This is a genomic window from Mycobacterium sp. E2327 (genome assembly GCF_001672675.1).
Taxonomy (GTDB): domain Bacteria; phylum Actinomycetota; class Actinomycetes; order Mycobacteriales; family Mycobacteriaceae; genus Mycobacterium.
The window spans coordinates 54,813-78,605 of the sequence record NZ_LZKE01000098.1 but is presented as its reverse complement, the minus strand read 5'-3'; the positions used below and the strand labels follow the sequence as shown (position 1 = coordinate 78,605).

Annotated in this window: 26 protein-coding genes and 1 tRNA gene; 7 read left to right on the top strand and 20 right to left on the bottom strand. The window is 68.4% G+C overall.

Annotated elements, in window-relative coordinates:
* From A5712_RS10700 to A5712_RS10685, 4 genes are all read right to left on the bottom strand, one after another.
* Nucleotides 1–224, bottom strand: a 224-nt coding sequence (locus tag A5712_RS10700; protein WP_068104262.1) for a WXG100 family type VII secretion target, incomplete at its 3' end; no start/stop codon positions are given.
* A 96-nt stretch (nucleotides 225–320) separates the two neighbouring features.
* Complete coding sequence (locus A5712_RS10695) at nucleotides 321–1,745, bottom strand: PPE family protein (protein ID WP_068104260.1); 1,425 nt, start codon at nucleotides 1,743–1,745, stop codon at nucleotides 321–323.
* Between the two features lie 19 nt (nucleotides 1,746–1,764).
* Nucleotides 1,765–2,064 (bottom strand): PE family protein, encoded by a 300-nt coding sequence (locus tag A5712_RS10690; RefSeq protein ID WP_068104258.1) that lies wholly within the window; start codon nucleotides 2,062–2,064, stop codon nucleotides 1,765–1,767.
* A 367-nt stretch (nucleotides 2,065–2,431) separates the two neighbouring features.
* Nucleotides 2,432–2,959 (bottom strand): PAS domain-containing protein, encoded by a 528-nt coding sequence (locus A5712_RS10685; RefSeq protein ID WP_369830381.1) that lies wholly within the window; start codon nucleotides 2,957–2,959, stop codon nucleotides 2,432–2,434.
* 118 nt (nucleotides 2,960–3,077) lie between these two features.
* Here A5712_RS10685 and A5712_RS10680 point away from each other — a divergent pair, with 118 nt between their 5' ends.
* Nucleotides 3,078–3,974, top strand: coding sequence for a TetR/AcrR family transcriptional regulator (locus A5712_RS10680; protein WP_231982091.1), 897 nt, complete (start codon nucleotides 3,078–3,080; stop codon nucleotides 3,972–3,974).
* Nucleotides 3,975–4,365: 391 nt separating this feature from the next.
* Nucleotides 4,366–5,076, top strand: coding sequence for a TetR/AcrR family transcriptional regulator (locus tag A5712_RS10675; protein WP_068104253.1), 711 nt, complete (start codon nucleotides 4,366–4,368; stop codon nucleotides 5,074–5,076).
* On the opposite strand, the gene A5712_RS10670 is transcribed toward A5712_RS10675, so the two are convergent.
* The 4 genes from A5712_RS10670 to A5712_RS10655 all read right to left on the bottom strand — a co-directional run bounded on the left by A5712_RS10670 (nucleotide 5,073) and on the right by A5712_RS10655 (nucleotide 9,409).
* A complete protein-coding gene (locus A5712_RS10670) occupies nucleotides 5,073–6,092 on the bottom strand; it encodes an alpha/beta hydrolase (RefSeq protein ID WP_304528664.1) in 1,020 nt (339 codons plus the stop codon). The two genes, A5712_RS10675 and A5712_RS10670, sit on opposite strands and share 4 nt — an antisense overlap.
* Before the next feature lie 62 nt (nucleotides 6,093–6,154).
* A complete protein-coding gene (locus A5712_RS10665; RefSeq protein WP_156766507.1) occupies nucleotides 6,155–7,213 on the bottom strand; it encodes an aminoglycoside phosphotransferase family protein in 1,059 nt (352 codons plus the stop codon).
* Nucleotides 7,214–7,290: 77 nt separating this feature from the next.
* Nucleotides 7,291–8,121: a glycosyltransferase family 2 protein gene (locus A5712_RS10660; protein WP_068104247.1), complete on the bottom strand. Its 831-nt coding sequence runs from the start codon at nucleotides 8,119–8,121 to the stop codon at nucleotides 7,291–7,293.
* A gap of 166 nt (nucleotides 8,122–8,287) precedes the next feature.
* The gene (locus tag A5712_RS10655) at nucleotides 8,288–9,409 is read right to left on the bottom strand and encodes a M42 family metallopeptidase (protein ID WP_068104245.1); all 1,122 of its coding nucleotides are present in this window, start codon (nucleotides 9,407–9,409) and stop codon (nucleotides 8,288–8,290) included.
* A 144-nt stretch (nucleotides 9,410–9,553) separates the two neighbouring features.
* Between A5712_RS10655 and A5712_RS30180 the strand changes: the two genes are divergently transcribed.
* The gene (locus A5712_RS30180) at nucleotides 9,554–9,787 is read left to right on the top strand and encodes a hypothetical protein (RefSeq protein WP_082930074.1); all 234 of its coding nucleotides are present in this window, start codon (nucleotides 9,554–9,556) and stop codon (nucleotides 9,785–9,787) included.
* A gap of 23 nt (nucleotides 9,788–9,810) precedes the next feature.
* Here A5712_RS30180 and A5712_RS10645 read toward each other — a convergent pair whose 3' ends face one another.
* The 8 genes from A5712_RS10645 to A5712_RS10610 all read right to left on the bottom strand — a co-directional run bounded on the left by A5712_RS10645 (nucleotide 9,811) and on the right by A5712_RS10610 (nucleotide 16,989).
* Complete coding sequence (locus A5712_RS10645; RefSeq protein WP_068104240.1) at nucleotides 9,811–10,386, bottom strand: hypothetical protein; 576 nt, start codon at nucleotides 10,384–10,386, stop codon at nucleotides 9,811–9,813.
* A complete protein-coding gene (locus A5712_RS10640) occupies nucleotides 10,367–12,295 on the bottom strand; it encodes an alpha/beta hydrolase (protein WP_068104239.1) in 1,929 nt (642 codons plus the stop codon). Before A5712_RS10640 ends, A5712_RS10645 begins: the two co-directional genes overlap by 20 nt.
* A 182-nt stretch (nucleotides 12,296–12,477) precedes the next feature.
* Nucleotides 12,478–12,636, bottom strand: a complete 159-nt coding sequence (locus tag A5712_RS10635) for a hypothetical protein (RefSeq protein WP_156766506.1) — start codon at nucleotides 12,634–12,636, stop codon at nucleotides 12,478–12,480.
* Nucleotides 12,637–12,780: 144 nt separating this feature from the next.
* Nucleotides 12,781–12,856, bottom strand: a tRNA-Ala gene (locus A5712_RS10630).
* Nucleotides 12,857–12,906: 50 nt separating this feature from the next.
* Nucleotides 12,907–13,920, bottom strand: coding sequence for a gephyrin-like molybdotransferase receptor GlpR (gene glpR, locus A5712_RS10625; RefSeq protein ID WP_068104284.1), 1,014 nt, complete (start codon nucleotides 13,918–13,920; stop codon nucleotides 12,907–12,909).
* Between the two features lie 143 nt (nucleotides 13,921–14,063).
* A complete protein-coding gene (locus tag A5712_RS10620; RefSeq protein WP_082973385.1) occupies nucleotides 14,064–14,717 on the bottom strand; it encodes a GNAT family N-acetyltransferase in 654 nt (217 codons plus the stop codon).
* A 21-nt stretch (nucleotides 14,718–14,738) separates the two neighbouring features.
* Complete coding sequence (gene glp / locus A5712_RS10615) at nucleotides 14,739–16,019, bottom strand: gephyrin-like molybdotransferase Glp (protein WP_068104233.1); 1,281 nt, start codon at nucleotides 16,017–16,019, stop codon at nucleotides 14,739–14,741.
* 58 nt (nucleotides 16,020–16,077) lie between these two features.
* Nucleotides 16,078–16,989 carry a UTP--glucose-1-phosphate uridylyltransferase gene (locus A5712_RS10610; RefSeq protein ID WP_068104231.1) on the bottom strand — a complete coding sequence of 304 codons (912 nt, stop codon included), beginning with the start codon at nucleotides 16,987–16,989 and terminating at the stop codon, nucleotides 16,078–16,080.
* Nucleotides 16,990–17,066: 77 nt separating this feature from the next.
* On the opposite strand from A5712_RS10610, the gene A5712_RS10605 reads away from it, so the two are divergent.
* From A5712_RS10605 to mscL, 4 genes are all read left to right on the top strand, one after another.
* On the top strand, nucleotides 17,067–17,660 hold the full coding sequence (locus A5712_RS10605; protein WP_068104229.1) for a 5-formyltetrahydrofolate cyclo-ligase: 594 nt from the start codon (nucleotides 17,067–17,069) through the stop codon (nucleotides 17,658–17,660).
* Nucleotides 17,661–17,735: 75 nt separating this feature from the next.
* The gene (locus tag A5712_RS10600; RefSeq protein WP_068104226.1) at nucleotides 17,736–18,062 is read left to right on the top strand and encodes an FmdB family zinc ribbon protein; all 327 of its coding nucleotides are present in this window, start codon (nucleotides 17,736–17,738) and stop codon (nucleotides 18,060–18,062) included.
* 65 nt (nucleotides 18,063–18,127) lie between these two features.
* Nucleotides 18,128–18,796 carry an SAF domain-containing protein gene (locus A5712_RS10595; protein WP_068104224.1) on the top strand — a complete coding sequence of 223 codons (669 nt, stop codon included), beginning with the start codon at nucleotides 18,128–18,130 and terminating at the stop codon, nucleotides 18,794–18,796.
* Between the two features lie 65 nt (nucleotides 18,797–18,861).
* Nucleotides 18,862–19,329: a large-conductance mechanosensitive channel protein MscL gene (mscL, locus tag A5712_RS10590; protein ID WP_068104222.1), complete on the top strand. Its 468-nt coding sequence runs from the start codon at nucleotides 18,862–18,864 to the stop codon at nucleotides 19,327–19,329.
* Between the two features lie 7 nt (nucleotides 19,330–19,336).
* Here mscL and A5712_RS10585 read toward each other — a convergent pair whose 3' ends face one another.
* The 4 genes from A5712_RS10585 to mprA all read right to left on the bottom strand — a co-directional run bounded on the left by A5712_RS10585 (nucleotide 19,337) and on the right by mprA (nucleotide 23,754).
* Nucleotides 19,337–19,897: a molybdenum cofactor biosynthesis protein B gene (locus tag A5712_RS10585; RefSeq protein ID WP_068104220.1), complete on the bottom strand. Its 561-nt coding sequence runs from the start codon at nucleotides 19,895–19,897 to the stop codon at nucleotides 19,337–19,339.
* Nucleotides 19,897–21,405: a S1C family serine protease gene (locus A5712_RS10580; protein WP_068104218.1), complete on the bottom strand. Its 1,509-nt coding sequence runs from the start codon at nucleotides 21,403–21,405 to the stop codon at nucleotides 19,897–19,899. Before A5712_RS10580 ends, A5712_RS10585 begins: the two co-directional genes overlap by 1 nt.
* Before the next feature lie 89 nt (nucleotides 21,406–21,494).
* Nucleotides 21,495–23,051 (bottom strand): HAMP domain-containing sensor histidine kinase, encoded by a 1,557-nt coding sequence (locus A5712_RS10575; RefSeq protein ID WP_068104216.1) that lies wholly within the window; start codon nucleotides 23,049–23,051, stop codon nucleotides 21,495–21,497.
* A gap of 16 nt (nucleotides 23,052–23,067) precedes the next feature.
* Nucleotides 23,068–23,754 (bottom strand): two-component system response regulator MprA, encoded by a 687-nt coding sequence (gene mprA, locus A5712_RS10570; RefSeq protein ID WP_067013606.1) that lies wholly within the window; start codon nucleotides 23,752–23,754, stop codon nucleotides 23,068–23,070.
* Between the last annotated feature and the right edge of the window lie 39 nt (nucleotides 23,755–23,793).

The following is a 23,793-nucleotide window of genomic DNA, read 5'->3' as shown; positions in this document are numbered from 1 at the left end:
CGCACACCGTGCAGCATGTTCACGATGTTGCGGAAGGCCTGATTCATCTGACCCATGGTGTCGTAGGAGGTCGCCTGCGCCTGGCCACTCCAGCCGGCACCGGCGATGTTGAGCGACGACGCCCACATCTTGCGGGCCTCGTCCTCAACGGTCTGCGCGTGGACCTCGAACCGGCCCGCCATCGCCCGCATTTCGTGCGGGTCGGTCATGAATCGTGTTGCCATTTTTGGCTCCTTACCTCACTTGGATGGGTTCTGTCGGTGGCTGGTTCGCTTGTGCGGCGAGCCAGCACACCTCGAGTCAATTGATTTGTGCTGCTGTCACACGTTGGCCGACGAGTTTCCGTTGGTCGGCACGTATATGACCGCCGCCTGATACCCGGGGGGCGCATGGCCATTCGTCGGAAACGACGCGGGCACAGGGTATTTCGCCGCCGCCGGTGGGGCCGCCGGGGTTTCCCCGTCGTCCGAGTACCCGGCGGCTGGTGGACGCGACACGAACCTGAGGCGCGGTGCGTACTTGGCCGCCGCGATGGCCGCGCCGGCTCCGGCACCCGCGGCCGCGGCTCGGCCGAGCCCGCCGACCCCGCCGAGCGGCACCGGGAAACCCAGTCCGGCGGCAACTTCGTCGCCCGCCAACGGCAGCGCCGCCGGAGAAGCCATCGGCAGCGTCCCGAGCATCCCCGGCGAAGCGCCCGCTGCCGCGAGGCCCCAACTTTGCGGCACCGCCAATCCGCCGACGGAAGTCGCCGCACCCAGGCCCGCGAAGCCGCCCAAGCCAGGGATACCGCCTAAGCCTGCGCCGATCGGCCCCAGCGCCCCCGCCGCCGCACCCGCCGCGCCCGCCGCGCCGGCCGTGTTGGCCGCGGCTGCGGATGCGAAGCCGATGTTCATCGGGCCACCGATGAGGGGACCGAAAACGGTGCCCAACATCGTCGACATCACCGACAAGCCCATCCACCCTGGCATCGCGCCGTACGAGGTGATCAGGCCGGTCGCGATGCCTCCGAGCGAGGAGTCGGACAAGATGCTCCCGAAGGGGCCCACGGCAGCGCCCGACGAAGAAGTTCCGCCCAGTGCGGAGGACAAGGGTGACGCGAGGCTGTTCAGCGCCCCGGTGATCGCCGACGTCAATTGGGACAGGGTCTGCTGTGCGCCGCCAATCGCCGAGCCGGCCGACTGGGCGCTCGCGCCCCCCTGCGCGGCCAAGCCGGCCAGGTTGGTGGTCTGCGGCGCCGGAGTGAACGGAGTCACCGGCGCTGTGGCCGCCGCCGAACTCGCGGCATAGCCGTACATCGCCGCGGCGTCCTGTGCCCACATTTCCACGTACTGGGCCTCGGTGGCCGCGATCGCCGGTGTGTTCTGACCGAAAAAGTTGGTCGCGATCAGCATCATCAGGAGTGCGCGGTTGGCCGCGATCTCCGGCGGCGGCACCGTCGCCGCGAAGGCCGCCGCATAGGCGGCCGCCGCCGCTTGAGCCTGAGTGGCCGCGAGCTCGGCCTCCGCGGCGGTCGCGCTCATCCACGCCACGTAGGGCGCGGCCGCGGCCGCCATCGCCATCGCCGACGGACCGAGCCACGGTCCACCGGTGAGCGCCGAGATCACGGCGTCGTAACCGGCCGCCCCGGAACGCAAATCGGCGGCCAACCCGTTCCAGGCGGCTGCGGCGGCCAGCATCGACCCCGCGCCCGGACCGGCATACATCCGCCCGGAGTTGATCTCCGGCGGTAGCGCCCCGTAGTCCATGGTGACCCCGCTGCGAAGCTCAGAGGACCGCGGCCGCGTTCGCGGCCTCGGTGGCCGCGTAAGAACCGGCGCTGGTCGCCAAGGTGCTGACGAACAGCTCACGAATCGCGGCGGCCTGGGCGCTGACCTCCTGGTACAGGACGCCGTGCGCGGTGAAGTGCGCCGCCGTCAGCGCCGACACCTCGTCGGCCGCCGCGGGAACCACCCCGGTGGTCGGGGCAGCCGCGGCCGCGTCTCCGGCGGTCACGGCGGCGCCGATGTTTTGCAGTTCGTCGGCTGCGGACGACAACATCGCCGGCAGCGTGGTCACAAACGACATGTGCTCCTCCTAGCGGAAGCAGGTCGGGCCATCGGCCGGACGCCGTTACGCGGGGCCTGGTGCGACCGTGGATACCGGCAATGCACTTCATTCAGCAGAATACATACTAATCGAAGCATTAGTAAGGGAATTGGTCAACTTGTAGTACTTGCAGGTCGCGGGCTCGCCGCAAGGAGACTTCAGACAGACCGCCCATCGAGCCGCGGCCGAGGCCGGTGTCACGGCATGAAGCCGGGGCACGGCAGCGCCAAGCGCGTCACCCGCGCTTGTGGAAACGCAGCGCCGGTCTAGAACACCCAGGTCGCTGTCGGCGACGGCGCAGATGCCTGGGAGCGAATCGGCACGCCGGGATATCCAGGGCGGCGACTCATCGCTCGTCCATCCACAGCCGCTCCGTCAAATTGTCGAACGTCACCAGCACGACCGGGTCGGCCTGGCGCAGCATCGCCGTCTGGCTCATCCTGGCCCGCACCGTCCAACCCTCACAATGCCGCAGCTCGACGATCAGATTCGCGACTGCGTCGACGCCGGCAACCGCGCACAAGGTCGCCGGCACGGTGTGGAACATCTCGGGAAACACCGAGCCCGCCAACGCTTCCAGCTCGTAACCCACCATCTCGGCGAACGCCCTGTTGGCGAACAAGATGATGCCGTCCCGCGCCATCGCGAGCGAAGGAACCGGGAGCCGCTCCAACACCACCACGGCGGGCAACCGGCTCAAGATATCCATCGGCGAGTCCTCGGGCCCTCCATTGCGCCGCCGCTCGACCGCCGCGCTGGCGTCCATGCCAGGGGCGTCGCGCGGTGGGTCGGGTAAGACCGCGGTGGGCGGGGGCGCGTTCGACTTCGATGGCAAGCGCGTCGCCACATCCGGTTGTCTGGTCACGACCGACATATGTCCTCCTCACGGAAGAAAGCCGACCTGGGGCGGGCGTGTCACCGCGACGCCTGAGGCGCAATCGTGTACAGATACCGCCGATGCACCTGACCAGCCAATTTTCATACTCTTTGGCATGGTAGCGGCCAAATTATCACACTTTGAGTCTTCCCGCGAAGTAAAGTGTGAATTAAAGTCAGCACGTCAGCTCCAGATCAGACCAGGCCAGACCAACGGAAGACTTTCGACGAACACAACGCCGCTCCAGGGGGGTGCACGCACCGGGCGCGCCACCGCCCCCCTCCCCGAAGGGACTGACTCGGTCGCGGAACTGCCTGGCCGCGCCGCGACGGTTTTTCTCGCGGCAACCGCGACAAGACAAGGCGGGGCAATGAATGAGGACGGCGAACGGCGAGCCGACGTGACGCGTCAGCGAATCATTGCCGCCGCCTCACGCCAGTTCGCCCACCGCCCGTACAGCGTCGTGAGCCTCGACGACATCCTGGCGGAAGCCGAACTGACCAAAGGGGCAATGTATTTTCACTTCCCCTCGAAGCAGGCGCTGGCTCTGACGATCATCGACGATCTCACCGAGCTGAGCCGTTCGTCGATCGCCGAGTTGCTTGACCGCAACATGTCGGGCCTGGAAACCCTGATCGAGTTCGTCTTCGCCCGTGCCGCTCAAGACACCCAGGACGACGTGGCGCGCGCCGGCGTCCGACTGCTCGACACGCTGGACAACCCGACCTCCCTGCCCCCGACGGTGTGGCAGTCATGGATCGAGTTCGTCACCAGCCTGATCCAAAAGGCGGCCGCCGAGGGCGACGTTATCGCCGAGCACGATCCCGAAGACATCGCCAAAATGTTGGTGGCACTGTGGGTGGGTATCCGCCGAACCAGCAATCTCGACAAGCCCGCGGACTACCTCGACACCCTGCAAAGAATATGGACGCTGGCACTGCCCAGCTTCGCCAATCCCGATCGGATCGACTACTTCACCAAGTTCATCGAGCGGCGCCAAGCGCTTGCGTGAAAGGCCCTCTGCCGCAGCCGCTCTCACGACCACTCGACGCCATCCCGCCTGCTACCCGCCCCGCCGCCGTTCGCGTCCGGCAGCGGACGACGACCTGGGTTTCGAGTGTCCACCGGGGCCGACGAACGCCTCTGGCGTCCGGGGTCCGGGGACCTTCCAGCAACCATCCGTGGCCCGTAGCGGGCGTAACTTCGGGAGAAGCCGCGGTAAACGCAGGGTGTAAGGTCAGGACCGGCCGCGGGATGAATTGAGGGCCACCACGCCGGGCAGGCCTACAGACACTGCCTGTCGGCGGGGCCTATCATCGAAGGCATCGACGCGGCGGTGTTATTTTCTCGGGCTGAGAGGGTGCCCGCGCTGCGCGGCGGGCGCAAAGAGAACAGGCGGGGCGATGACTGAGGACAGCGAACGGCGACCCGACAACACCCGCGATCGCCTCATCGCCGCCGCCGCACGCCAGTTCGCCCAGCTTCCGTACAACCTCGTCAGCCTCGACGACATCCTCGCGGAGGCCGAGCTGACCAAGGGGGCGATGTATTTTCACTTCTCCTCGAAGCAGGCGCTGGCGCTGACGATCATCGACGAACTCACCCAGCTGACCCGTTCGGCCGTCGCCGAGTTGCTCGAGCGCAACATGTCGGGCCTGGAGACCCTCATCGAATTCGTTTTCCTCCGTGCCGTTCAGGACACCCAGTACGACCTCTCCCGAGCGGGCATGCGGCTGCTCGACGCGCTGGAAAACACGACCCCAGAGCCCCGCGCGCTGTGGAAATCGAGGAAAGACTTCGTCATCACCCTGATCGAGAAAGCAGCCAGGGAGGGTGACGTCAACCACCAGCAGGATCCCGCGGACATCGCCAAAATGCTGATCGCACTGTGGGTGGGCGTCCGCCGAATCAGCAATCCGGACCAGCCCGAGGACTACCTCGATAACTTCAAGAAGGCGTGGATACTGGCACTGCCCAGCTTCACCAACCCCGATCGAATCGACTACTTCAAGAAGTTCATGGAGCGACGCCACGCACTCGCCGTGAGAAAGGTTTGCGCGGAACCGCTCTCATTTGAGGTCCCCGTGACCGCCGCGGCGCACGCCGGCGACTAGCCCACGACTGTCGATCGCGGCCGCTCGGTGCGCCGGGTGTCGGTCGCCTCGCGGATGTAATTCCCGATCTGGCGCAAAGAACGATCGGCCTCCGGGACCATCGGCGCTGCGATCTGGAAGACATGCATCTGGCCGGGCCACACGCGCAGCTGCACCGGCACTCCGGCCTCGGCGAGCCGCTGCGCGGCCACGCGAGCGTCGTCGAGCAGGACCTCGCAACCGGATACGTGAATCAATGTTCGGGGCAGACCGGCCTCGATGTGGTCGAGGGGCTCGAAGATTTCCTCGGAGCGCCCGTCCCTGACGCGACGCTGATCCGTTTTGGCGATCAAGTGGCGGAATGCGTCAAACGCTTTGGCGGAGAACATCGCATCGCGACTGACGTTGGGTCGCACCGGTCCATCACGCGTCGCGATCCGCAGCAAAGGCGACATGCAGACGATGGCCGCGACGTCCTCGCCCTCGGCATGCAGCCGTTCGGCCAGCGCCAGTGACAGGTAGCCGCCAACGGAGTCGCCGGCCAAGACGATCTGGTCGGGCCCATAACCTCGCGTGCGCAGCCACCGGTACCCGTCGTCGCAATCATCGAACGCCGCACCGATCGAGTGCTTGGGCATCATCCGGTAGTTCATCACCAGGACCGGGGCGTCGGCGTACTTCGACAGTGCGGTGACGAGCCGGTCATGCGTGTTGGCGCCGCAGGTCAAGAAGCCGCCGCCGTGCATGTACAACACGACGCGCCGGCTGCCGTCGGCAGGCAGCACGCCGGCAGCGCGGACCAATCGCGCGGTGCAATGCGGTAACCGAATCGTCTGGCGAACGCTGCCCGGCACGGGTGCCATAGCCCGGGCGGCGAAATCGACGAGACCCCACGGCCACGGCGCGTTCGCCAGGTGGCTTCCAACGGTCAGAGCCGGCCGGATGGTAAGCCGGGCGCAGAGCCAGACAAGCCGGCCGGCGACACTCGGCTCATCCTCCACGACCTCCCGAGCGGCTGAACACCGAGCGTCGAACATGATCGGCGTGCCCCGGCGGGCGGGTGCACGATCTCTAGGCGTTCGTTCTCCGTATTGCATGGTCAGCCATCGGTCCGGTTCCTCCGGGCCTGCGGGGCGTCACCGACGCGCGTTGGCTTTGTCATCGGTACGACGCTCGCCGCGCCTCGGCCCGCGCGGGAAACCACGCTCGGAACATCGAATTCGAGCCACGCGGCGACGGCGTCGAGAACCGGAGCCACGCCGGTGGCCCACCAGGTGTGGTGGTCTGGCGGAGTTTCACGCTTGCGCCACGAGCCGGCAGCATGGCGCAGCCAGGTCAACACGATGGCAACGCGCTCGTCGATGCGCTCATCGCTCTCGATGTCCGCTTCCGCTTCGTCGTGCGCGGCACGCAGCGCCGAACGCTCGCGAACCGAGAGACCGCCCGCTCTCAGCCGGTCAGCGACGACCGTGCCCAGATCGGTTCGCTCCACCAGCGAGCTGGCCGTGAGGATCATCAGGTACTCGTCGACGAAGGCCGGCTGGCCCGGCCGCGCCCCACCCCAATCCACGATGCCGGTAACCGGGCCGCGAATGCCGCCGACCCGGACGTTGGTGGGCGTGTAGTCGCCGTGCGTCCAACTCACCGGCGTGCGCCAGCCGACGAGGGCTTGCCGTAGCACGGTGCCAAGCCGGTTCATGTCGGGAACCCGATGGGGATCCAGCCGCCGGCACGCGTCCGTCAGGGTCGCGAGCGGTTCGACGACCCATCGCCGCAATAGGCAGAAGTTGTCGACGACGGCGGGCGTCGCGGTTCCGCGGTGCAGGGGCGCGATGGCTCTCAGCGCCGCCGCTGTCAGCTCCTCGACACGGTTCGGGCGGCGCGCCAGAACCTCGGCCAGGTCTGTTCCACGGCGATAGGACTCGACGGACACGGCCGCATTAGCGCGCTCGTCGAATGCCAGGATCCGCGGCAGCAGTTTGCGCCATTCGTCGTTAAGTCCTTGGTGGACAGCGAGTTCGGCGAGCACCCGCCGCTGCGTGCGCAATTTCGCGGCTCTGAGCTGGCCACGCGCCACCTTCAATACCGCCGTCGGGGGTCCCTTCTCGGGACGCAGCAGGACCACGACCGTTTCGCCGACCAGCTCGGCCGGCGGCATGCTCAGCGCGACGTCAATGAAACCGATCGGCAGGTCGTTGACATCAATCAGCCGGTCGGGCGGGCGGGCATTGCCAGTCACGCCGTCACTTCGGCTGACATACCGACAGCCGGTCGCCCTGCAGCCTGTCGCGCCGCCTGGTAGAGGTGCCCAGATACACCCGAGCGGTGGTGGCGCAGCACCGTCCGCAGGACGCGGATGCCATCGCGGATGGCATGCAGGTTCGATGCTCCGCTGCGACGGGGCAGTTCCACGCTGGGAACCTCCGCAATTCGCAACCCCGCCTGCATGGCCCGCACCGTCATCTCGGCCTCGATTTCGAAGCCGGTCGCCGAGAGGTGGAGGTGATCGAGATAGCGGCGGTCGAAAGCGACGAACCCGTAGCAGAGGTCGGTCAAGTTGCCGTGGTACAGCGAGTTGAACACCGAGAGCAAGAACCAGTTGCCGAACCGGCGGAACCACGTGATGTCCAACGACGATCCGCCGCTGATGAACCGCGACCCTTTGACGAAGTCGTAGCCGTTCGCAATGAAATGCACGTAGTGCGGGATCTCGCTGGGCGACATGCTGCCGTCCGCGTCCATCATCACGATGATGTCACCGGTGGCGGCCAGGAACCCCGTTCGCAACGCGCTGCCTTTGCCCGGACCCTGCTGCGGCACGACCCGGATGTCGGGCCGGGATCGGCGCGCGGTGATGAGCGTGACGTCGGTCGAATCGCCGTCGACGATGATGATCTCGGTCGCCTCGTCGGCGAGTTGCTCGAGCACCCAGCCGATGTTGCGCGCCTCATTCCGAACCGGAATGACCAGGCTGACCGTCGGGGCCGCAGGGCTCGATTTCGGGCGAGAGCGAGGACGTCGAGAGAGGGACGTCTGGACTGAGTCTAAGGATGAAACGCTGGTCATCTTCGGGCCGCCAATCTCTAAATGAAGTGCTGCGCGTCACCCCCTGGTGCGGGCCGTCGGCGTATACCGGCGATGCACTTGATTGGGGAGTTTACATACCATTGGATTAGGCCGCAAAGGATTCACTCAACTTTTGGTCTCCGACTTTCGGGCGGCGCCGAGGAGGTCAGGCGCGGCCGTCGGGCTGCAGCACGAAGTCCGCGACGATGTCGGCCATCGCGTCGATGGCGCCTCGAGAGGTGACCTCATATCCGTGCGTGCTCAGCGTCGGCAGGCACAGCAGGGCCGCCCGCGGCGACAGCCCGTTGGCCTTGGAATGGGAAGCGTCGGACTCGAACGCGCCCAGCACCGCGGCCTGCGGCTCCAGCCCCCGGTCGGCGGCGATGGCCATCAGCCGGTCGGCGACGTCCTTGTCGTAGACGCAGAGGGCATCGCTGTAGCCGATGATCGGACCGCCGGTGACGGTGGTGCCGTACTCCCGCTCGGTGGGTCCGACCTCGAGGGCGAGGGTGAGCGTGCCCGGCAGTGAGGCGCTGGCGTAGGCGCCGCCCACCCCGCCGATCTCCTCGTTGGTCGTGAACACCAGGTAGACGTCGTCGGCGGGCCGTTGTCCGCGCTCGCGCAGCAATTGCGCCGCGCGCAGCAGCGCGGTCACCGCGGCTCGGTCGTCGAGAAAGTAGCAGCCGACATAGTCCGCGATCTCGACGAGCGTCCGCTTGCTCCGCTCGACGCACACCCGCGTGCCGGGCCGCACGCCCGCGTCGGCGAGCTCCTTTTCGGTGCGGCCGGTGAAGACGTAGACGTGCTCCCAGTCCAGGGCCTGATCACCCGCATCCGGTTTGGTCTGCCAGATCCGCGGGCTCTCCTTGGTGGTGTGCTCGGAGCCGAGCGTCAGCACCGCGGTGAGCGTCTCGTGCTCGCCGAGGACGGCGACCGGGCCGAGTCCGAAGTTCCCGGGATACATGGTGCCCAGTTGCGTCACGTGCAGCGAGCCGTCCGGCTCGAGGCGCTTGACCAGCATGGACAGTTCGTCCATGTGCGCCATGACGCGTGTCGCGGTGCTGGGTCCGGCGATTGCGGCCGACCGGTGGGCGGTGTCGTCGGGCGGACCTCCCGCGGCGATGTAGCCGACCAGGTTGCCGGCGTCGTCGGTCCACATGTCGTCGACGACGGGTTCCAGCTCGCGGGCGCAGACGGCTCGGACCTCGTCCTCCTGGCCGCACGGCCCGTAGGTCCACAGAAGTTCTTTCAGCAGCGCTTCGGTCGCATCGGGATCGCGGGGCGCCATCGGGTCCTCTCGCTCGTTGCCGGGTAGACAACTGGATCAGTACCCAAATCGCGCGTCGGCAACGCGGTGGCTGATCGCAGCCCCTCGCGCGGATCCGGGGTCGAAAAGTGGGTATTCGGCTTGCACGGTGCAAAGGAGACCAAAGTGGCGAAAGATCATGGGTCGAGCGTCAAGAACGACAAGCAGTACGAGGGTCTGCGCAAAAAAGGGATGAGCAAGTCCAGGGCGGCGGCGATATCGAATTCGCCCGGGTCCTCGAGCAGGGGCGGCAAGAGTTCGGGCAGCAGCCAAAGCAGCCGTAGCAGCGGTAGCGGGAGCGGTGGTAACCAGTCCCAGAAAAAGGCCGCAGGGCGCAAGGGCGGCAAGAAGTCCAGCTAGCCCGATAACCCAGGAAGCTGCGCTCAGCGGGCGGTCAACTGGCTCGTGATATCGAGTCCGGCACCCGGGTCGTGGTGGTGGTCGGTGGTGTCCCGGCACTCGCCGTAGAGGATGATTTGCCCGCGGCTGTGGTCCGAGGGCAACAAGCTCATGTTCGCGGTCACACCGTTCTTGTTCAGGGTGGTGCCGTGGTAGTGCTGTCCCGGCGGAGCGCCCTCGCTCCAGCCGTGCGCGGCCATCGCGGCACGGATGTGCTGGAAGTAGGCATCCGGGTCGCCCTGCAACAGGAACCCGATCGTCACCCTGCCCTGATACGGCGGATCTCCTTGGTCATTGCAGGAAGCGAACGAAAACCCGCCGTCGACGCCCTGCAGGCCCGCGGCGGCGACGATCTCCTTGGCCGGCTCGATCACCTGGGCCTTGGTCTGATCGTCCGTCAACGGGTGGGCGGAATCGTCAAAGGGGTTGGAAGAGCCCGAGGAATGCGGTTTCGGAAACACCAGCGAACACCCTCCTAGCAACATGACGGCGACGACTAACGCGGCAAGCCGTGCTTGCCGGGGCCAAATGCGTTGCCGCTCAGTGATGGTGTTGGTCATCGAAGACATGATCATCGGTAACAGATCCCGACGCGCGGCCCCACTCGGGGTCGATGACGAGCCCGCCTATGCCCGGTCCGACCGGACCCAGGCCCGGGATGGTGACCTTTCCCGGTTGGTAACGGTGTTGGGCCGTCAGGCCGTCGGATTCCAGCGCGTCACCGTGGCCCGACGTGATGTCGGCCATGCTGTGTAGCGCCTCGCTTCCGGGGTGGTAGTAGTACGAATGATCGTGCGGGTTAACGCCATCGGAGCCAGGCACCTCGGCCCGGAAACGCACCGACCCGAATCCGTCGGCCGCGGGGTCGGCGCCCAGGCCGGGGGTCAAGCCGAGCAACTGACCGCCGATGTTGTCCCGGTTCACGTAGTGGCTCAAGCCATTCAGCTCCCCGAGCATGCCGACCGGATCCGTCGACGCGTCCCCCACATACACGTGCCCGCCGTCGAGATGGAAGCTCGCGGCGTTGGGTGCGAGGTCGGTGCCCGGGCAACCGATGAGCACCGCGTCGTTGGCGTGCATGTGGCCCAACGCGAAAGCGTCGGCCACCGTGGTCGAGCCGTACGAGTGGCCTAGCACGGTGACATGCTGGCCGGCCCCGAGGTGCGTGGCCCACAAACCGTTGACGTCTTGCGCCAGCGCCTGACCGCCGGTCCGCGCCAGCGCCGGGGTGGAAATCCGCTGGACGTCCTTGAAGTCGTTGGGGGCGTCGTATCCCATCCACGCGATCACCGCGGTGGGGTTTCTCGGGTCGGCGGCGTTGGCCTGGCCGTACAGGTTGAGCGCATCGTTGTGGCCGTCGTGCAGCCAGCCGCCCTTCACGCTGCTGCTGGTGCCCGGGACGATCACCGCGGTGTTCTTCGCCAGGTCGGGGTTGCCGATCGCGATTGCCGCCCGCCCCTTGCCGCCGAAAGCCATTGGGTCGTAAGCGAATAGAAACACCGGGTTGTGGCCATGGTCGGCGTCGCGATCCAGCCCCTGCTGGGTCTGATCGGCGTTCTGGTAGCGGGTGACGTCGGCGGCCGACAGGCCGTACTTCGCCGGATCGCGCAGCACGTCGTCCGGGGAGACGCCGTAGCGGCCGGCGATGTCGCGAATTCGGTTGAGATCGGCCGTCATCACCGCGATGTTGGCGTCGCTGCGCGCGAGCACCGGGACACCGTTGAGGTTGCCGACCTGATCCGGGTGCTCGGCGATGAGCTGCTGGCGCTCCCCCGGCGTCAACGACGTCCACCACCGGTTCACGTCCTCCGGACTCGTTCCCGGCGGCGGAATCTCGGGTTTGGCGTCCACCGCCTGGAGAACGTCGGGCTCGTAGCCGTCGGCGCGCAGGGTCCCCATCGCCGCTTGCAGGTAGTTCGAATAGCCGTCGCGTACCGAATCAATCTGTGCCAGAGCGGATTTGGTGTCGGCGATGGCTTCGTTTTCGAGGTCGGCGATGTGCAGCTCCAAGAGCTTTCTCTCACCCGCGGTGAGGTGGATGTCTTTCTCCGCCTCCACCGCCTGGCCGATCTCGTCGTCGAGCTGCTGCAGCTGCCCCTCCAGCGTCGAGATCAGCGCCGCGCCGCTTCGCTGCGCCTCGGCCAACGCGGCGGCGATGTTTTCCAAGTCGGCGCCGATCTTGGGCAGCTGCAACGACTGCGCGCCCAGCGCCGCGGTCACCCGCTGCACCTCGGCGGAGTCGTTGATCGGGTGGTCGCCGTTCTGGTGGTTCCAGGCCGCGTCGAAGCGGCGGCGCGCTTCGGCGAACGAAGCGTCGGACTCAGCGGTGCACCGACCCGCTGTGTGAAACGCCTCCGCCAACTCGGAGATCTGCGCCGGGCGACCGACCTGGAGGCTTTGATTTACCAACCACGGATCTCCCCCGGCCTCGGCGATCAGGGCCGGCACGCTTATGTAGCGCAGCTGCACCGCACTGCCCGTCCGCAGTACGGGGGATCTGTATCGACACGCATCGCGATCCCCTTTCCGAGCTGGTGACAACGCTACTACCGCGTCTCCAGTCGGACAGCTCCCCAAAGCCTGCCCGCAGCGGAAATTGGGGCTGTGCAGCGCGGCCCGAAATCGCGCCGACCTGCCCAAATGTGGTGAAGCTAGGCTTTTGCTCCGCCGTCGGTCGGCGCGTCAACGAAGTGATCGGCGTCTAACGCCGTGGCGTAATACATCGAAGATATCGACGCGAGCATCGCGACCCTCGAGTAATCGCGTTCCGTCGGTTCCTCGGGCAACGCCTGGGCGACGGCGACAGTCATGTCGGCATACTTTTGGGCAGTCTCGCGCCATTCGCGGATCCTGTCCGAATCAACAGCCATCCTCTTCAACCCCTCCCTGCGCACCCGCTGCGGACCGGACCCGCCGGGTGACGCCCATTGAATGACAAAACCGGTGGTCAAACCTGGTGGAGCTAAGGGGATTCGAACCCCTGACCTACTCGATGCGAACGAGTCGCGCTACCAACTGCGCCATAGCCCCTGACCGCTAGCAGGCTACCAGCCGCGCGGCGAACCGCCGAACTGCCGGCGCTACTCGCCGACCGCGCGCGGCAGGTCCCTGGGCCACCCGAAGGTCCGCATCGGCATCGCGTAGTCCAAGTGCTCGAAGATCGGGTCCTCGTCGTCGATCTCGAGCACCACCGCGCCGGGCCGCCGCAGCCGCGAGGGCACCACGTCGTATTCGCGGTCGTAGGTGTTCTCCACGCCAAGCCGTGCCCGCGCCATCCGCTGCATCCGGCGGCGACGCACCCGCTCCTCGATCCGGGTCTGCCGACGCAGGTAGGCGAGGTACAGCAGCGTCACCGCGGTCGCGCTTCCGCACACCCACCAGGCCGTCGGCGTCACCTCGAACGCGGCGGTGGCCGAGCCGGTCAGCACGAGGGCCATCACCATCAGGACCCGCTTGCGGAAGGCGTACTTGCGCGCGCTGACCGCGGCCGCGGCCTTGGGGTCGAACCGGCGGCGCCGCGAGGCGCCCGCCGCGACGTACGCCCGCGGATCCTCGTCCTCCTCGCGGTCCGCCTCGGGCTCCAAACCCGAAGAGTCCTCGACGTATTCGTACCGGTCGTCCAGGTCCTCGTCGGTCTCGGTGTGCTCGGCGACGGGCTCGGTCTCGTCGGCGTCCTCGGCGTCCTCGACGTCCCCGGCGGCCTCGTCCGCCGCGGCCCCCGCCGGCAGCGCCCCGGCATCCTCGATGACGTCGACGTCCAGGTAGTCGGGCTCGGCCGCTTCGGTGGCCGCGGCCCGCACGACGACGGGACGTGCCACCTCCTCGGTTTCGGCGTCGTCTTCGTCGTGCTCGGGCTCGGCGAGCTCGTCGTCGACCGCGTCCTCCTGCTTCCAGTCGGGGTCGCTGCGATGGCCCGCGGCGGGCCCACTGCGCCGGAGCAGCCGGGAGCCGGCCCCGTTGAGCACCCGGGTCGCCAGGGCGACGTCGCTCGTGCGACGCACGGCGTCGCGTTTGCTGATCAGCATCGGAACAAGGACGAACAGCCAGAGCACCACGAGCGAGATCCACAACAGCGACTGCGGGATGCTTGGCATGATGACTTGCTCCTTACTGGACCCGACCCCCGCGAGGCTCGTCTGTGGCCGATGCGGCTGGGCCGAGGTGACCAGCACAATTACACACCTGTAATTTGCCTCTCACAAGCACCACATGTCACTCGTGTCGCGATAGCCACAGTTCACGCCCAGCTCGCGTGACCGGCGCGGACCAGGGTCGCCGCGACCGAGCCCTGCACCTCTTCGACCGTGATGGCCATCAGCAGGTGGTCGCGCCAGGCCCGGTCCACCTCGAGGTAGCGGCGCAGCAGCCCCTCCTCGCGGAACCCCACCTTTGCCAGCACGGCACGGCTCGCGGCGTTCTCCGGACGCACGGTCGCCTCCACGCGATGCAGCATGACCGGGCCGAAGCAGTGATCCAGGCCCAGCGCCAACGCCGCCGTCGCCACCCCGCCGCCGGTCGCCGACCTGGGCACCCAGTAGCCGATCCACGCCGACCGCAACGCCCCGTGGGTCACGTTGCCGATGGTCAGCTGCCCGCAGAAACGCCCGTCGAGCTCGATCACGTAGGGCAGCATGCGGCCCTTGCGCGCCTCGGCGCGCAGCCCGGAACACAATGCCGGCCACGCCGCGACCGTGTGCCGGATCGTCCAATCGCCATCCGTGCTGGGCTCCCACGGCTCCAGATGCGCGCGGTCGGCCAGCCGGATCCGGCTCCACTGGGCGCCGTCGCGCATGCGCACCGCCCGCAACCGGACGACACCGCCCGGGACCCGCAGCGGACCCACATCCGAGGGCCAACCCGGGTGACGGGGATTCGCGCGCAACAGGTTCACGAGCATGTGCAGTAGCTTCGCCTAGCCGCGCTGGGCCAGGAACGCGACGTCGACGATCTCGCCGGTGCGGATCTGCTCGGCGCCGCTGGGAACCACGACCAAACAGTTCGCCTCGGCGAGGGTGGCCAACAGGTGCGACGACGACCCCGGGGCCCCGCCCAGTGCTTGTACCAAATACTCACCGCTGTCCTGGTCCCGCATCAACTGCCCGCGAAGGTACCCCTTGCGCCCGGCGACCGAAGTGATCGGCGACAGCGCACGGGCCTGCACGATGCGGCGCATCGGCTGGCGCTTGCCCAGCGACAGCCGGATCAGCGGCCGGACCATCACTTCGAAGACCACCAGCGCGCTGACGGGGTTGGCCGGCAGCAGGAATGTCGGAACACCTTCGCGGCCCAACTGCCCGAAACCCTGCACGGACCCCGGGTGCATGGCCACCCGGACCACTTCCATGTCGCCGAGCTCGGACAGCACCGACCGCACCGACTCGTTGGCCGCGCCCCCGACCGCGCCGGCGATCACCACGACCTCGGAGCGGTTGAGCTGGCCTTCGACGACCTCGCGCAGCTCTTTCGGGTCGTTGCTGACGATGCCGACGCGATTGACCTCGGCGCCGGCGTCGCGGCCCGCCGCCGCCAGCGCATAGGAGTTGACGTCGTAGACCTGCCCATTGCCCGGGGTGCGCGAGATGTCGACCAGCTCGCCACCCACCGCGATGACCGACAGGCGCGGACGCGGATGCACCAGCACCCGTTCCCGTCCCACCGCCGCCAGCAGACCGACCTGCGCGGCGCCGACGATGGTGCCGGAGCGCACGGCGACGTCGCCGGGCTGGACGTCGTCGCCGGCGCGGCGCACGTAGGCGCCCGACGGGGCCCCACGCAGGATGCGCACGCGCGACATCCCGCCGTCGGTCCATCGCACCGGCAGGACGGCGTCGGCCAGGGTGGGCAGCGGGGCCCCGGTCTGCACCCGGACCGCCTGCCGCGGCTGCAGCCGGCTGGGCGTGCGCGAGCCGGCCTCGATCGTCCCCATCACCGGCAACACCAGCCCGTCGCGCAGGTCCTCGTCGTCCGACGGCCCGCCGAGGCTTTCGGCGCCCACCTCACCGACCCCCAGCACGTCGACGCTGCGCACCGCGTAACCGTCGATGGCGGCCTGATCGAACCCGGGCATGGGCCGCTCGGTCACCACTTCCTCGGCGCACATCAAACCCTGGGCCTCGGCAATGGCGACCCGGATCGGCCGCGGGGCCACCGCGGCGGCCGTTATCCGGGCCTGCTGCTCCTCAACAGAACGCACGAGCGCGCCTCTCAGACCTCGATGCCCTAACGGGCGGCGACCTTTGGCGGGCGCCCGGCTACTGCTCGGTCAGGCCTAACCGCGCCACCAACCATCGCCGCAAATCCGGGCCATAGTCGTCACGATCCAATGCAAAGTCAACCGCAGCCTTCAGGTAGCCGCCGGGATTTCCCAAGTCGTGTCGGGATCCGCGATGCACGACGACATGCACCGGGTGGCCCTCCTCGATCAGCAGCGCGATCGCGTCGGTGAGCTGTACTTCGTTTCCCGCGCCGCGGTCGATGCGGTGCACCGCGTCGAAAACGGCGCGGTCGAGCACGTACCGGCCCGCCGCCGCGTACATCGACGGCGCGTCGGAGGCCTTGGGCTTTTCGACCATGCCCTTGACCCGCAGCACGTCCGGATTGTCGCCGCCCGCAACGGGTTCGACGTCGAAAACGCCGTAGGAGCTGATCTCTTCGGGTGTCACCTCGATCGCGCACAGGACCGTGCCGCCGTGGTCGGCGCGCACCTTCGCCATCGTCTCCAGGACGCCGGTCGGCAGCACCAGGTCGTCGGGCAGCAGCACCATGACGGCGTCCTCGTCCGCCGCCAGCCTTGGCTCCACGCAGCTGATGGCGTGCCCCAGCCCGAGCGGCTCGGCCTGCACCACGGACTCCACCTTGATCAGCTGCGGCGCCCGGCGCACCTTGTCGAGCATGGCCTTCTTGCCGCGCGCCTCGAGGGTCCCCTCCAGCACCAGGTCCTCGACGAAGTGCGCGACGACGCCGTCCTTGCCCTCGGAGGTGATGATCACCAGGCGTTCCGCCCCGGCCGCGGCCGCCTCCTCGGCGACCAGCTCGATGCCGGGAGTGTCGACGACGGGCAGCAGCTCCTTGGGCACCGTCTTCGTCGCAGGCAAAAATCGCGTACCCAGGCCGGCCGCAGGGACGATCGCCGTGAAGGGGATCGGAACATCCGCGTGTGACATTGTTCAAACCATAACCCCCGTGAGGCACGCCGCCGCGATGTGGCGGCGCGAAACCCCGGCCTGTCATGGTTGAGGGCATGCCAACCGCGACCAAGGCCGCGCTGCGCGAACGCCTGCTGGCGGCCCGGCGCTGCGTTGCCGACGACGTTCGCGCCGCCGAGGCGCGCGCGCTGCGCGAGCACTTGGAGCCGGTGGTCGAGGGCGGGACCACGGTCTGCGCGTACGTGCCGGTGGGCACCGAGCCGGGGTCGACCGAGCTGCTCGAGGCGTTGCTGCGCCGGTCGGCGCGGGTGCTGCTGCCGGTCGCGCGCACCGGCTCAGACAAGGCACCATCGCCGCTGCGGTGGGGCGAATACCGGCCGGGCGCGCTGGTCCCCGGGCCGTGGGGACTGCTCGAGCCGGCCGGGCCGCTGCTGGCGGAGTCGGCCCTGGCCGAGGCCGCCCTGGTGATCGTGCCGGCGCTGGCGGTCGACCGTCGCGGCGTGCGACTGGGCCGGGGCCGCGGCTTTTACGACCGCTCGCTGGGCCTGCGAAACCCGCAGGCGCGGCTGATCGCGGTGGTCCGCGACGCCGAGTTCGTCGACGAGCTGCCCGCCGAGCCGCACGACGTGCCGATGACCCACGCGCTGACACCGGAGCGGGGCCTGATCGCGCTTCCCGACCGGGAATGATCGCGATCACGTGGCGGTTCTAGCACTTGACACGATAGAGTGCTAATTCAAGCCCGTAATCATTCGGAGGTTTTCGTGCCGACATACAGCTACGCGTGCACCCAGTGCGACGACCGCTTCGACGTCGTGCAGGCCTTCACCGACGACGCGCTGACCACGTGCGAGAAGTGCCAGGGTCGGCTGCGCAAGTTGTTCAACTCCGTCGGCGTGGTGTTCAAGGGCAGCGGGTTTTACCGCACCGACAGCCGCGAGGACCGCAAGAAGTCGACGAGCTCGTCCAACGGGTCCGGCGAGGCGGCGTCGAGTTCGGGCTCGAGCGAGAAGAACGGGTCCGACAAGAGCACGTCGAGCGACAAGTCGTCCAGCAGCGCCGCCCCGGCCACTGCGGGCGCCTCAAGCTAACCGGTTATCCACAGCGCCACCACCGACGGGAACGGTCGACGCTCGGCCGCGCCTACCGTTGCGGCGTGGGCGAATCCTCGTTGAACCCCAACGTTTTCAGGCGCCTGTCGGCGTCGTTGCGCCCCGACTGGACGCGCACCGTGCTGGCCCGGCGGGTGGCCGCCGGCGGGCTCGTCGTGCTGGCCGGCGTCGCGACGCTGCGATCAAATTCTGACGGCGATTACGCCGAGGTGGTGGTGGCGGCGCGCGACCTGGCGCCGGGCGCCGCATTGACCACCGATGACGTCCTGATCGAAAAGCGTTTGGCCACAACGGTTCCCGACGGATCGAAGGCGGACCTCGCCGCGGTCGTCGGGTCGACCCTGGCCGGCCCCACCCGGCGCGGCGAGGTGCTCACCGACGTCCGGCTGCTGGGCAGCCGGTTGGCCGAGTTGACGGCCGGGCCCGGCGCCCGCATCGTGCCGCTGCACCTCGCGGACGGCGCCCTGCTCGACCTGGTCCGGGCCGGCGACGTCGTGGACGTGCTGGCCGCCCCGGCCACCGACCCGCCCGCGGCCGGTCCGCCCGCCAGCAGGGTGGTGGCCACCGACGCCGTCGTAGTCCTCGTGTCGGCCAAGCCGAAGTCCCAGGCCGCCGACGCCGACCGCGTAATGTTGGTTGCGCTGCCGGCTCGCGTGGCGAACACGGTGGCAGGCTCGACGCTAGGTCAGACGGTAACGCTCACCCTGCATTGAGTATCTGGCCGCTGTTGGGCACGTGACCGATAGCAAACTCGGTCCAGACCAGAAAGGGCGTCCTCATGCTCAAGGGGTTCAAGGAGTTTCTCTCGCGGGGCAATATCGTCGACCTCGCCGTGGCGGTCGTCATCGGTACTGCCTTCACTGGGTTGGTCACCAAGTTCACGGACAGCATCATCACGCCGCTGATCAATCGGGTCGGGGTCAATCAGCAGTCCAACGTCGGCGCCCTGAAGATCGGCATCGGCGGCGGGCAGACGATCGACCTGAACATCCTGCTGTCCGCCGCGATCAACTTCGTCCTGATCGCCGCCGTCGTGTACTTCTTCGTCGTGCTCCCCTACAACACGCTGCTCAAGCGCGGCGAGGTCGAGCAGGCGGACGACGCCCAGGTCATCCTGCTCACCGAGATCCGCGACCTGCTGGCGCAGACCACCAACGGGGACTCGTCGTCCGGTCGGCACGGGGGCGCGGCCGCCACGACACCGCCGCCGGAATACGGCCCGCGTGCGGAGGCCGAATCGCGCTGACCCGCGCCTAGATCTCCAGGCTGGACAGCTGGCCGATGATCTGGGCGGCGAGCGGATTCAGCGTCGCCATCCCGTCACGCACCGCGTAGCGGGAACCCGCGAGGTTGACCACAAGTGTGCTCCCCGACACTCCGGCCAGACCCCGGGACAACCCGGCGTCGGTGATGCCCGCGGACAGCCCGGAGGCGCGGATGGCCTCGGCGATGCCCAGGATTTCCCGGTCCAGGATCTCGCGGGTGGCCTCGGGCGTGACATCCCGCGGGGTGACGCCCGTCCCGCCGACCGAGACCACCAGGTCCACGCCGCCGATCACCGCGGTGTTCAGCGCGTTGCGGATCTCGACCTCGTCGGCCGCGACCGCCACGACGCCGTCGACGACGAAGCCCGCCTCGGTCAGCAGCTCGGTGACGAGCGGCCCGCTGTGGTCCTCCTCGTCCCCGTGGGCGGTGCGATCGTCGACGACCACGACCAGCGCCCGGCCCACTACCAACTCCGCACCCGCTTCCATGGGTGCAACGGTATATCCGAGCTCCGACAGGCCGGCCGCCGAGGGCTCATCGACTCTCATTACTGATCCGCCTTGCCCAGGGTGACCTGCACGGTGCGACTGCCGCCGCCGGGATCCTGAAACGTCAGCGATACCTTGTCGCCCGGCGCTTTTGAGCGCACGGCGGCGACCAACGCGTCGGCGCTGTTGATCGGGCGATCGTCGACCTTGGTGACCACCACGCCCTTGGGCACTCCGGCGGTCGCGGCCGCGCCGTTCGCGATGACGTCGACGACCTTGGCCCCCGGGGTGCCCTTGTCGCTGGTCACCTGCACACCCAGCGACGCGTGCGTCGCCTTGCCGGTCGCGATCAACTCGTCGGCGATGCGCTTGGCCTGGTCGACCGGGATCGCGAAGCCGAGGCCGATCGAGCCGCTCTGGGAGTCCGGCGAATCGGCGCCCAGGGTGGCGATCGCCGAGTTGACGCCGACCAGCTGCCCGCTCATGTTCACCAGCGCGCCCCCGGAGTTACCCGGGTTGATCGCGGCGTCGGTCTGAATCGCGTCGAGCACGGTGTTCTGGTTGCCCGACTCACCGGTCGTGGACACCGGCCGGTTCATCGCGCTGATGATCCCTGTGGTCACGGTGCCCGACAGCCCCAGCGGTGACCCGATCGCCACCACCGGCTGGCCCACCCGCAGGTCCGACGAGGAACCCATCGTGATCGGTGTGAGGTTCGAGACGCCCTGCACCCGGATCACGGCGATGTCGCTGGTGGGGTCGGCACCGACCACCGAGAACGGCGCGGTGCGGCCGTCGGAGAAGGTCACGGTCGTCTTCGGTGGCGGAGCGCCCGGCGGCGCACCCGGCGGTCCACCCGGACCGCCCGGCTTGACCGCGGCCGCGACCACGTGGTTGTTGGTCAGGATCAGCCCGTCGGCCGACAGCACCACGCCGGAGCCCTCCTCGGACTGGCGACCCATGTCGGTCTCCAACATCACGACGCTGGGCACCACCTTGGCGGCGACCTGTTCGACGGTCCCCGGCGGCATGTTCGCGGCCGGGACACTGGGCGCCCCCGCGAATACCCTGCCTCCGTTATTGCCCGCCGAGTGCGTGCTCAGCTCGACGGCCGTGGCCGCGGCACCACCGATACCGGCCGACACCACCGCGATCGCCAGCGCGCTCGCGGTCAATAGCCCTGCGCGGGAACGCTTCTGGGGAACCGGCGGGGGCCCGGGGGGCATCGGCGGCAGCATGTGTACCGGCCCGGTACCGGTGCCCGGCGGAATGGAGCCCGCCCCGGTGCCGCCGGGGATCGGGCCCGGCCCGGTGCCCCCGGCGAGCGGAACCGGCCCGGTGCCGCCGGGAACCCGGCCCGGCCCGGTGCCGGTGAACGGCTCGTAGGGCCGCCGGTATTGCGCGGTCGGCTGCGACGGCTGGGCCGGTTGGGACGGCTGATAGCGCCAGTCGAACTGCTGGTTGTACGGCTGCTGCCCCTGGGCATACGCGGGGGGCACAGGCTGATTAGGCCCCGTACGGTATCCCGGCTGCTGCGGCGGTGGCGAATACCTCGGGTCATTCGTCATGTCGCTACGTCGCTCTTCCTCTATCTCGGCGTTATCGGCGTTCGGGCTCGTCGGCTCGACGTGGCTAGGTTCCAACCCTAGCCGCAGAACTACCTTGCCCGCGCGGACTGAGAGTCCACTGAGATAACGTTCGCCGAATCCCGAGAGTTCTCCGCCCTCCTCGCGACCGGCACGGCCGGTTCTGTCTCGGCTTCCGCAGTAAGGATCCTAGTGTCGGCATCGGCCGGCGGGTATCCCGAAACCGGCACCGGGCGGCCGGGAAGCAGCACATAGATGGACGTGCCCGGGGGTTGGCCTCCCGGCACGGTGTCCTCGACGCGGAGCAACCCGCCGTGGCTCTGCACCACCTTTTTGACGATCGCCAGCCCCAGCCCCGAGCCTGGCATCGCCCGCGCCGTCGTCGACCGGTAGAAGCGCTCGAACACCAGGCGGCGCTCGTGCACCGGGATGCCCGGGCCCTGGTCGGAGACCACCAGCTCGGCGTGCGTCGGGTCGAGTTGCCTCAGCCTGACACCGACGCGCCCGCCGGAGGGGCTCCATTTGGCCGCGTTGTCCATCAGGTTCAGCACCGCGCGCGAGAGCCCGGCGGCGTCGCCGTAGACCTGCCAGCCGATCGCCTCGACGTCGAAGTGGATGTCGTTGCGCCGCCGCCTGACTCGCTCGAGGCTGCGGTCAATCACCTCGGACATGTCGACGACCTCGTGCACCACCTGGCTGGCGTCGTCGCGGGTGAGGTCCACCAAATCGCCCACCAGGGTGGACAATTCCTCGATCTGCGCGATCACGTCCGCGCGCAGGTCGACCATCTCCGGCTCGGGCAGCCGCGGCGCCCCCGGTTCCATCGAGGCCATCAGCAGCTCGACGTTGGTGCGCAGCGAGGTCAGCGGGGTGCGCAATTCGTGGCCGGCGTCGGTGACGAGCCGCGCCTGCCGCTCTCGCGATTCGGCCAGCGCCCGCAGCATCAAGTTGAAAGCCTCTGTGAGCCTTGCCAATTCGTCGCTGCCGAACACCGGGATGGGCCGCAGGTCGTCGGTGCGCGCCACCCGCTCGGCGGCTTCGGTCAGCCGGGCCACCGGACGCAGCCCGGCGCGGGTGACCATGCCCCCGGCCACCGCCGCGACCGCGACGCCGACGCCGCCGACCATCAGCAGCACCCAGCGCAGCTTGGTCATGACCGCCTCGGTGGGCTTGAGGCTCTTGGAGATCAGCAGCGAACTGCCGTTGGGCAGGTGGATGGCCAGGATTCGCTGGTCCGAGGCGGTGCGGCGGGACATGAACAGCTCGCCGTTAATGACGGCCTTCTCGGCGGTTCCGACGGGCAGGATCTGGCCCGGCTGGTTGGCGGTGTAGATGGAGCGGCCCGGGTTCACCAGCATGGCGTTGACGTCCGAATACGCGGTGCCCTCGATGGCCTTGCCCGGGTCGGCCGCCAGAGAACCGCTGGCGATCAGCAGCTGCGCCCGGCTCTGCAGTTGGTTGTCGATGTCGTTGTAGAGCGCGGCCGAGACCACGGCGTACACGGCGAAGGACATCAGCACGACGACCATCGCGACCATCGACATCGCCAGCAGCATCACCCGCCACCGCAGCGACAAGGAGCTGGTGGGGCGCAGCGGTGCGCGCCGGCGCCGACGGAGCCGGATCATCCTTGGTGCTGGCTCATCACGGTGGCGTCTCCCGAAGGACGTATCCCACCCCTCGGACAGTATGGATCAGCCGCGGCTCACCGTCGGCTTCGGTTTTGCGGCGCAGGTAGCCGACGTAGACCTCGAGCGCGTTGCCGGAGGTGGGAAAGTCGAATCCCCAGACCTCCTCGAGGATGCGGCTGCGGGTGAGCACCCGGCGCGGGTTGGCGATCAGCATTTCCAGCAACGCGAACTCGGTGCGGGTCAGGCTGATGCAGCGCTGCCCGCGGGTGACCTCGCGGGTCACCGGGTCCAGGCTCAGGTCGGAGAACGTCATGGCCACCGACTCGGCGGCGTCGTCGGGCTTGGTGCGCCGCAGCAGCGCCCGCATGCGGGCCAGCAGCTCTTCGAGCGCGAACGGCTTCGGCAGGTAGTCGTCGGCGCCGGCATCCAGGCCCGCGACCCGCTCGGAAACCGAATCGCGGGCGGTGAGCACCAGGATCGGCAGGTCGTCTCCGGTGCTGCGGAGCTGGCGGCACACCTCGAGGCCGTCCAGACGCGGCATCATCACATCCAGGACGAGGGCGTCGGGCCGGTCGCTGGCGATCATGTCGAGGGCCTCGACCCCGTCGTGGGCGAGCTCCACCGAATAGCCATTGAACGAAAGCGACCTGCGCAGCGACTCGCGCACCGCGCGATCGTCGTCGACGACAAGTATGCGCACGGCCACTAGTTTCGTCCTAGCGCCTGAGAGCGGGCTGAG

Excerpts from the sequence above, each read along its gene's own strand:
- A5712_RS10695 (WP_068104260.1), bottom strand. The coding sequence starts at position 1,745 with ATGGACTACGGGGCGCTACCGCCGGAGATCAACTCCGGGCGGATGTAT.
- A5712_RS10690 (WP_068104258.1), bottom strand. The coding sequence starts at position 2,064 with ATGTCGTTTGTGACCACGCTGCCGGCGATGTTGTCGTCCGCAGCCGAC.
- A5712_RS10685 (WP_369830381.1), bottom strand. The coding sequence starts at position 2,959 with ATGTCGGTCGTGACCAGACAACCGGATGTGGCGACGCGCTTGCCATCG.
- A5712_RS10680 (WP_231982091.1), top strand. The coding sequence starts at position 3,078 with ATGGTAGCGGCCAAATTATCACACTTTGAGTCTTCCCGCGAAGTAAAG.
- A5712_RS10675 (WP_068104253.1), top strand. The coding sequence starts at position 4,366 with ATGACTGAGGACAGCGAACGGCGACCCGACAACACCCGCGATCGCCTC.
- A5712_RS10670 (WP_304528664.1), bottom strand. The coding sequence starts at position 6,092 with ATGTTCGACGCTCGGTGTTCAGCCGCTCGGGAGGTCGTGGAGGATGAG.
- A5712_RS10665 (WP_156766507.1), bottom strand. The coding sequence starts at position 7,213 with ATGCCGCCGGCCGAGCTGGTCGGCGAAACGGTCGTGGTCCTGCTGCGT.
- A5712_RS10660 (WP_068104247.1), bottom strand. The coding sequence starts at position 8,121 with ATGACCAGCGTTTCATCCTTAGACTCAGTCCAGACGTCCCTCTCTCGA.
- A5712_RS10655 (WP_068104245.1), bottom strand. The coding sequence starts at position 9,409 with ATGGCGCCCCGCGATCCCGATGCGACCGAAGCGCTGCTGAAAGAACTT.
- A5712_RS10645 (WP_068104240.1), bottom strand. The coding sequence starts at position 10,386 with ATGACCAACACCATCACTGAGCGGCAACGCATTTGGCCCCGGCAAGCA.
- A5712_RS10635 (WP_156766506.1), bottom strand. The coding sequence starts at position 12,636 with ATGACTGTCGCCGTCGCCCAGGCGTTGCCCGAGGAACCGACGGAACGC.
- glpR (WP_068104284.1), bottom strand. The coding sequence starts at position 13,920 with ATGCCAAGCATCCCGCAGTCGCTGTTGTGGATCTCGCTCGTGGTGCTC.
- A5712_RS10610 (WP_068104231.1), bottom strand. The coding sequence starts at position 16,989 with ATGTCACACGCGGATGTTCCGATCCCCTTCACGGCGATCGTCCCTGCG.
- A5712_RS10605 (WP_068104229.1), top strand. The coding sequence starts at position 17,067 with ATGCCAACCGCGACCAAGGCCGCGCTGCGCGAACGCCTGCTGGCGGCC.
- mscL (WP_068104222.1), top strand. The coding sequence starts at position 18,862 with ATGCTCAAGGGGTTCAAGGAGTTTCTCTCGCGGGGCAATATCGTCGAC.
- A5712_RS10585 (WP_068104220.1), bottom strand. The coding sequence starts at position 19,897 with ATGAGAGTCGATGAGCCCTCGGCGGCCGGCCTGTCGGAGCTCGGATAT.
- A5712_RS10580 (WP_068104218.1), bottom strand. The coding sequence starts at position 21,405 with ATGACGAATGACCCGAGGTATTCGCCACCGCCGCAGCAGCCGGGATAC.
- A5712_RS10575 (WP_068104216.1), bottom strand. The coding sequence starts at position 23,051 with ATGATCCGGCTCCGTCGGCGCCGGCGCGCACCGCTGCGCCCCACCAGC.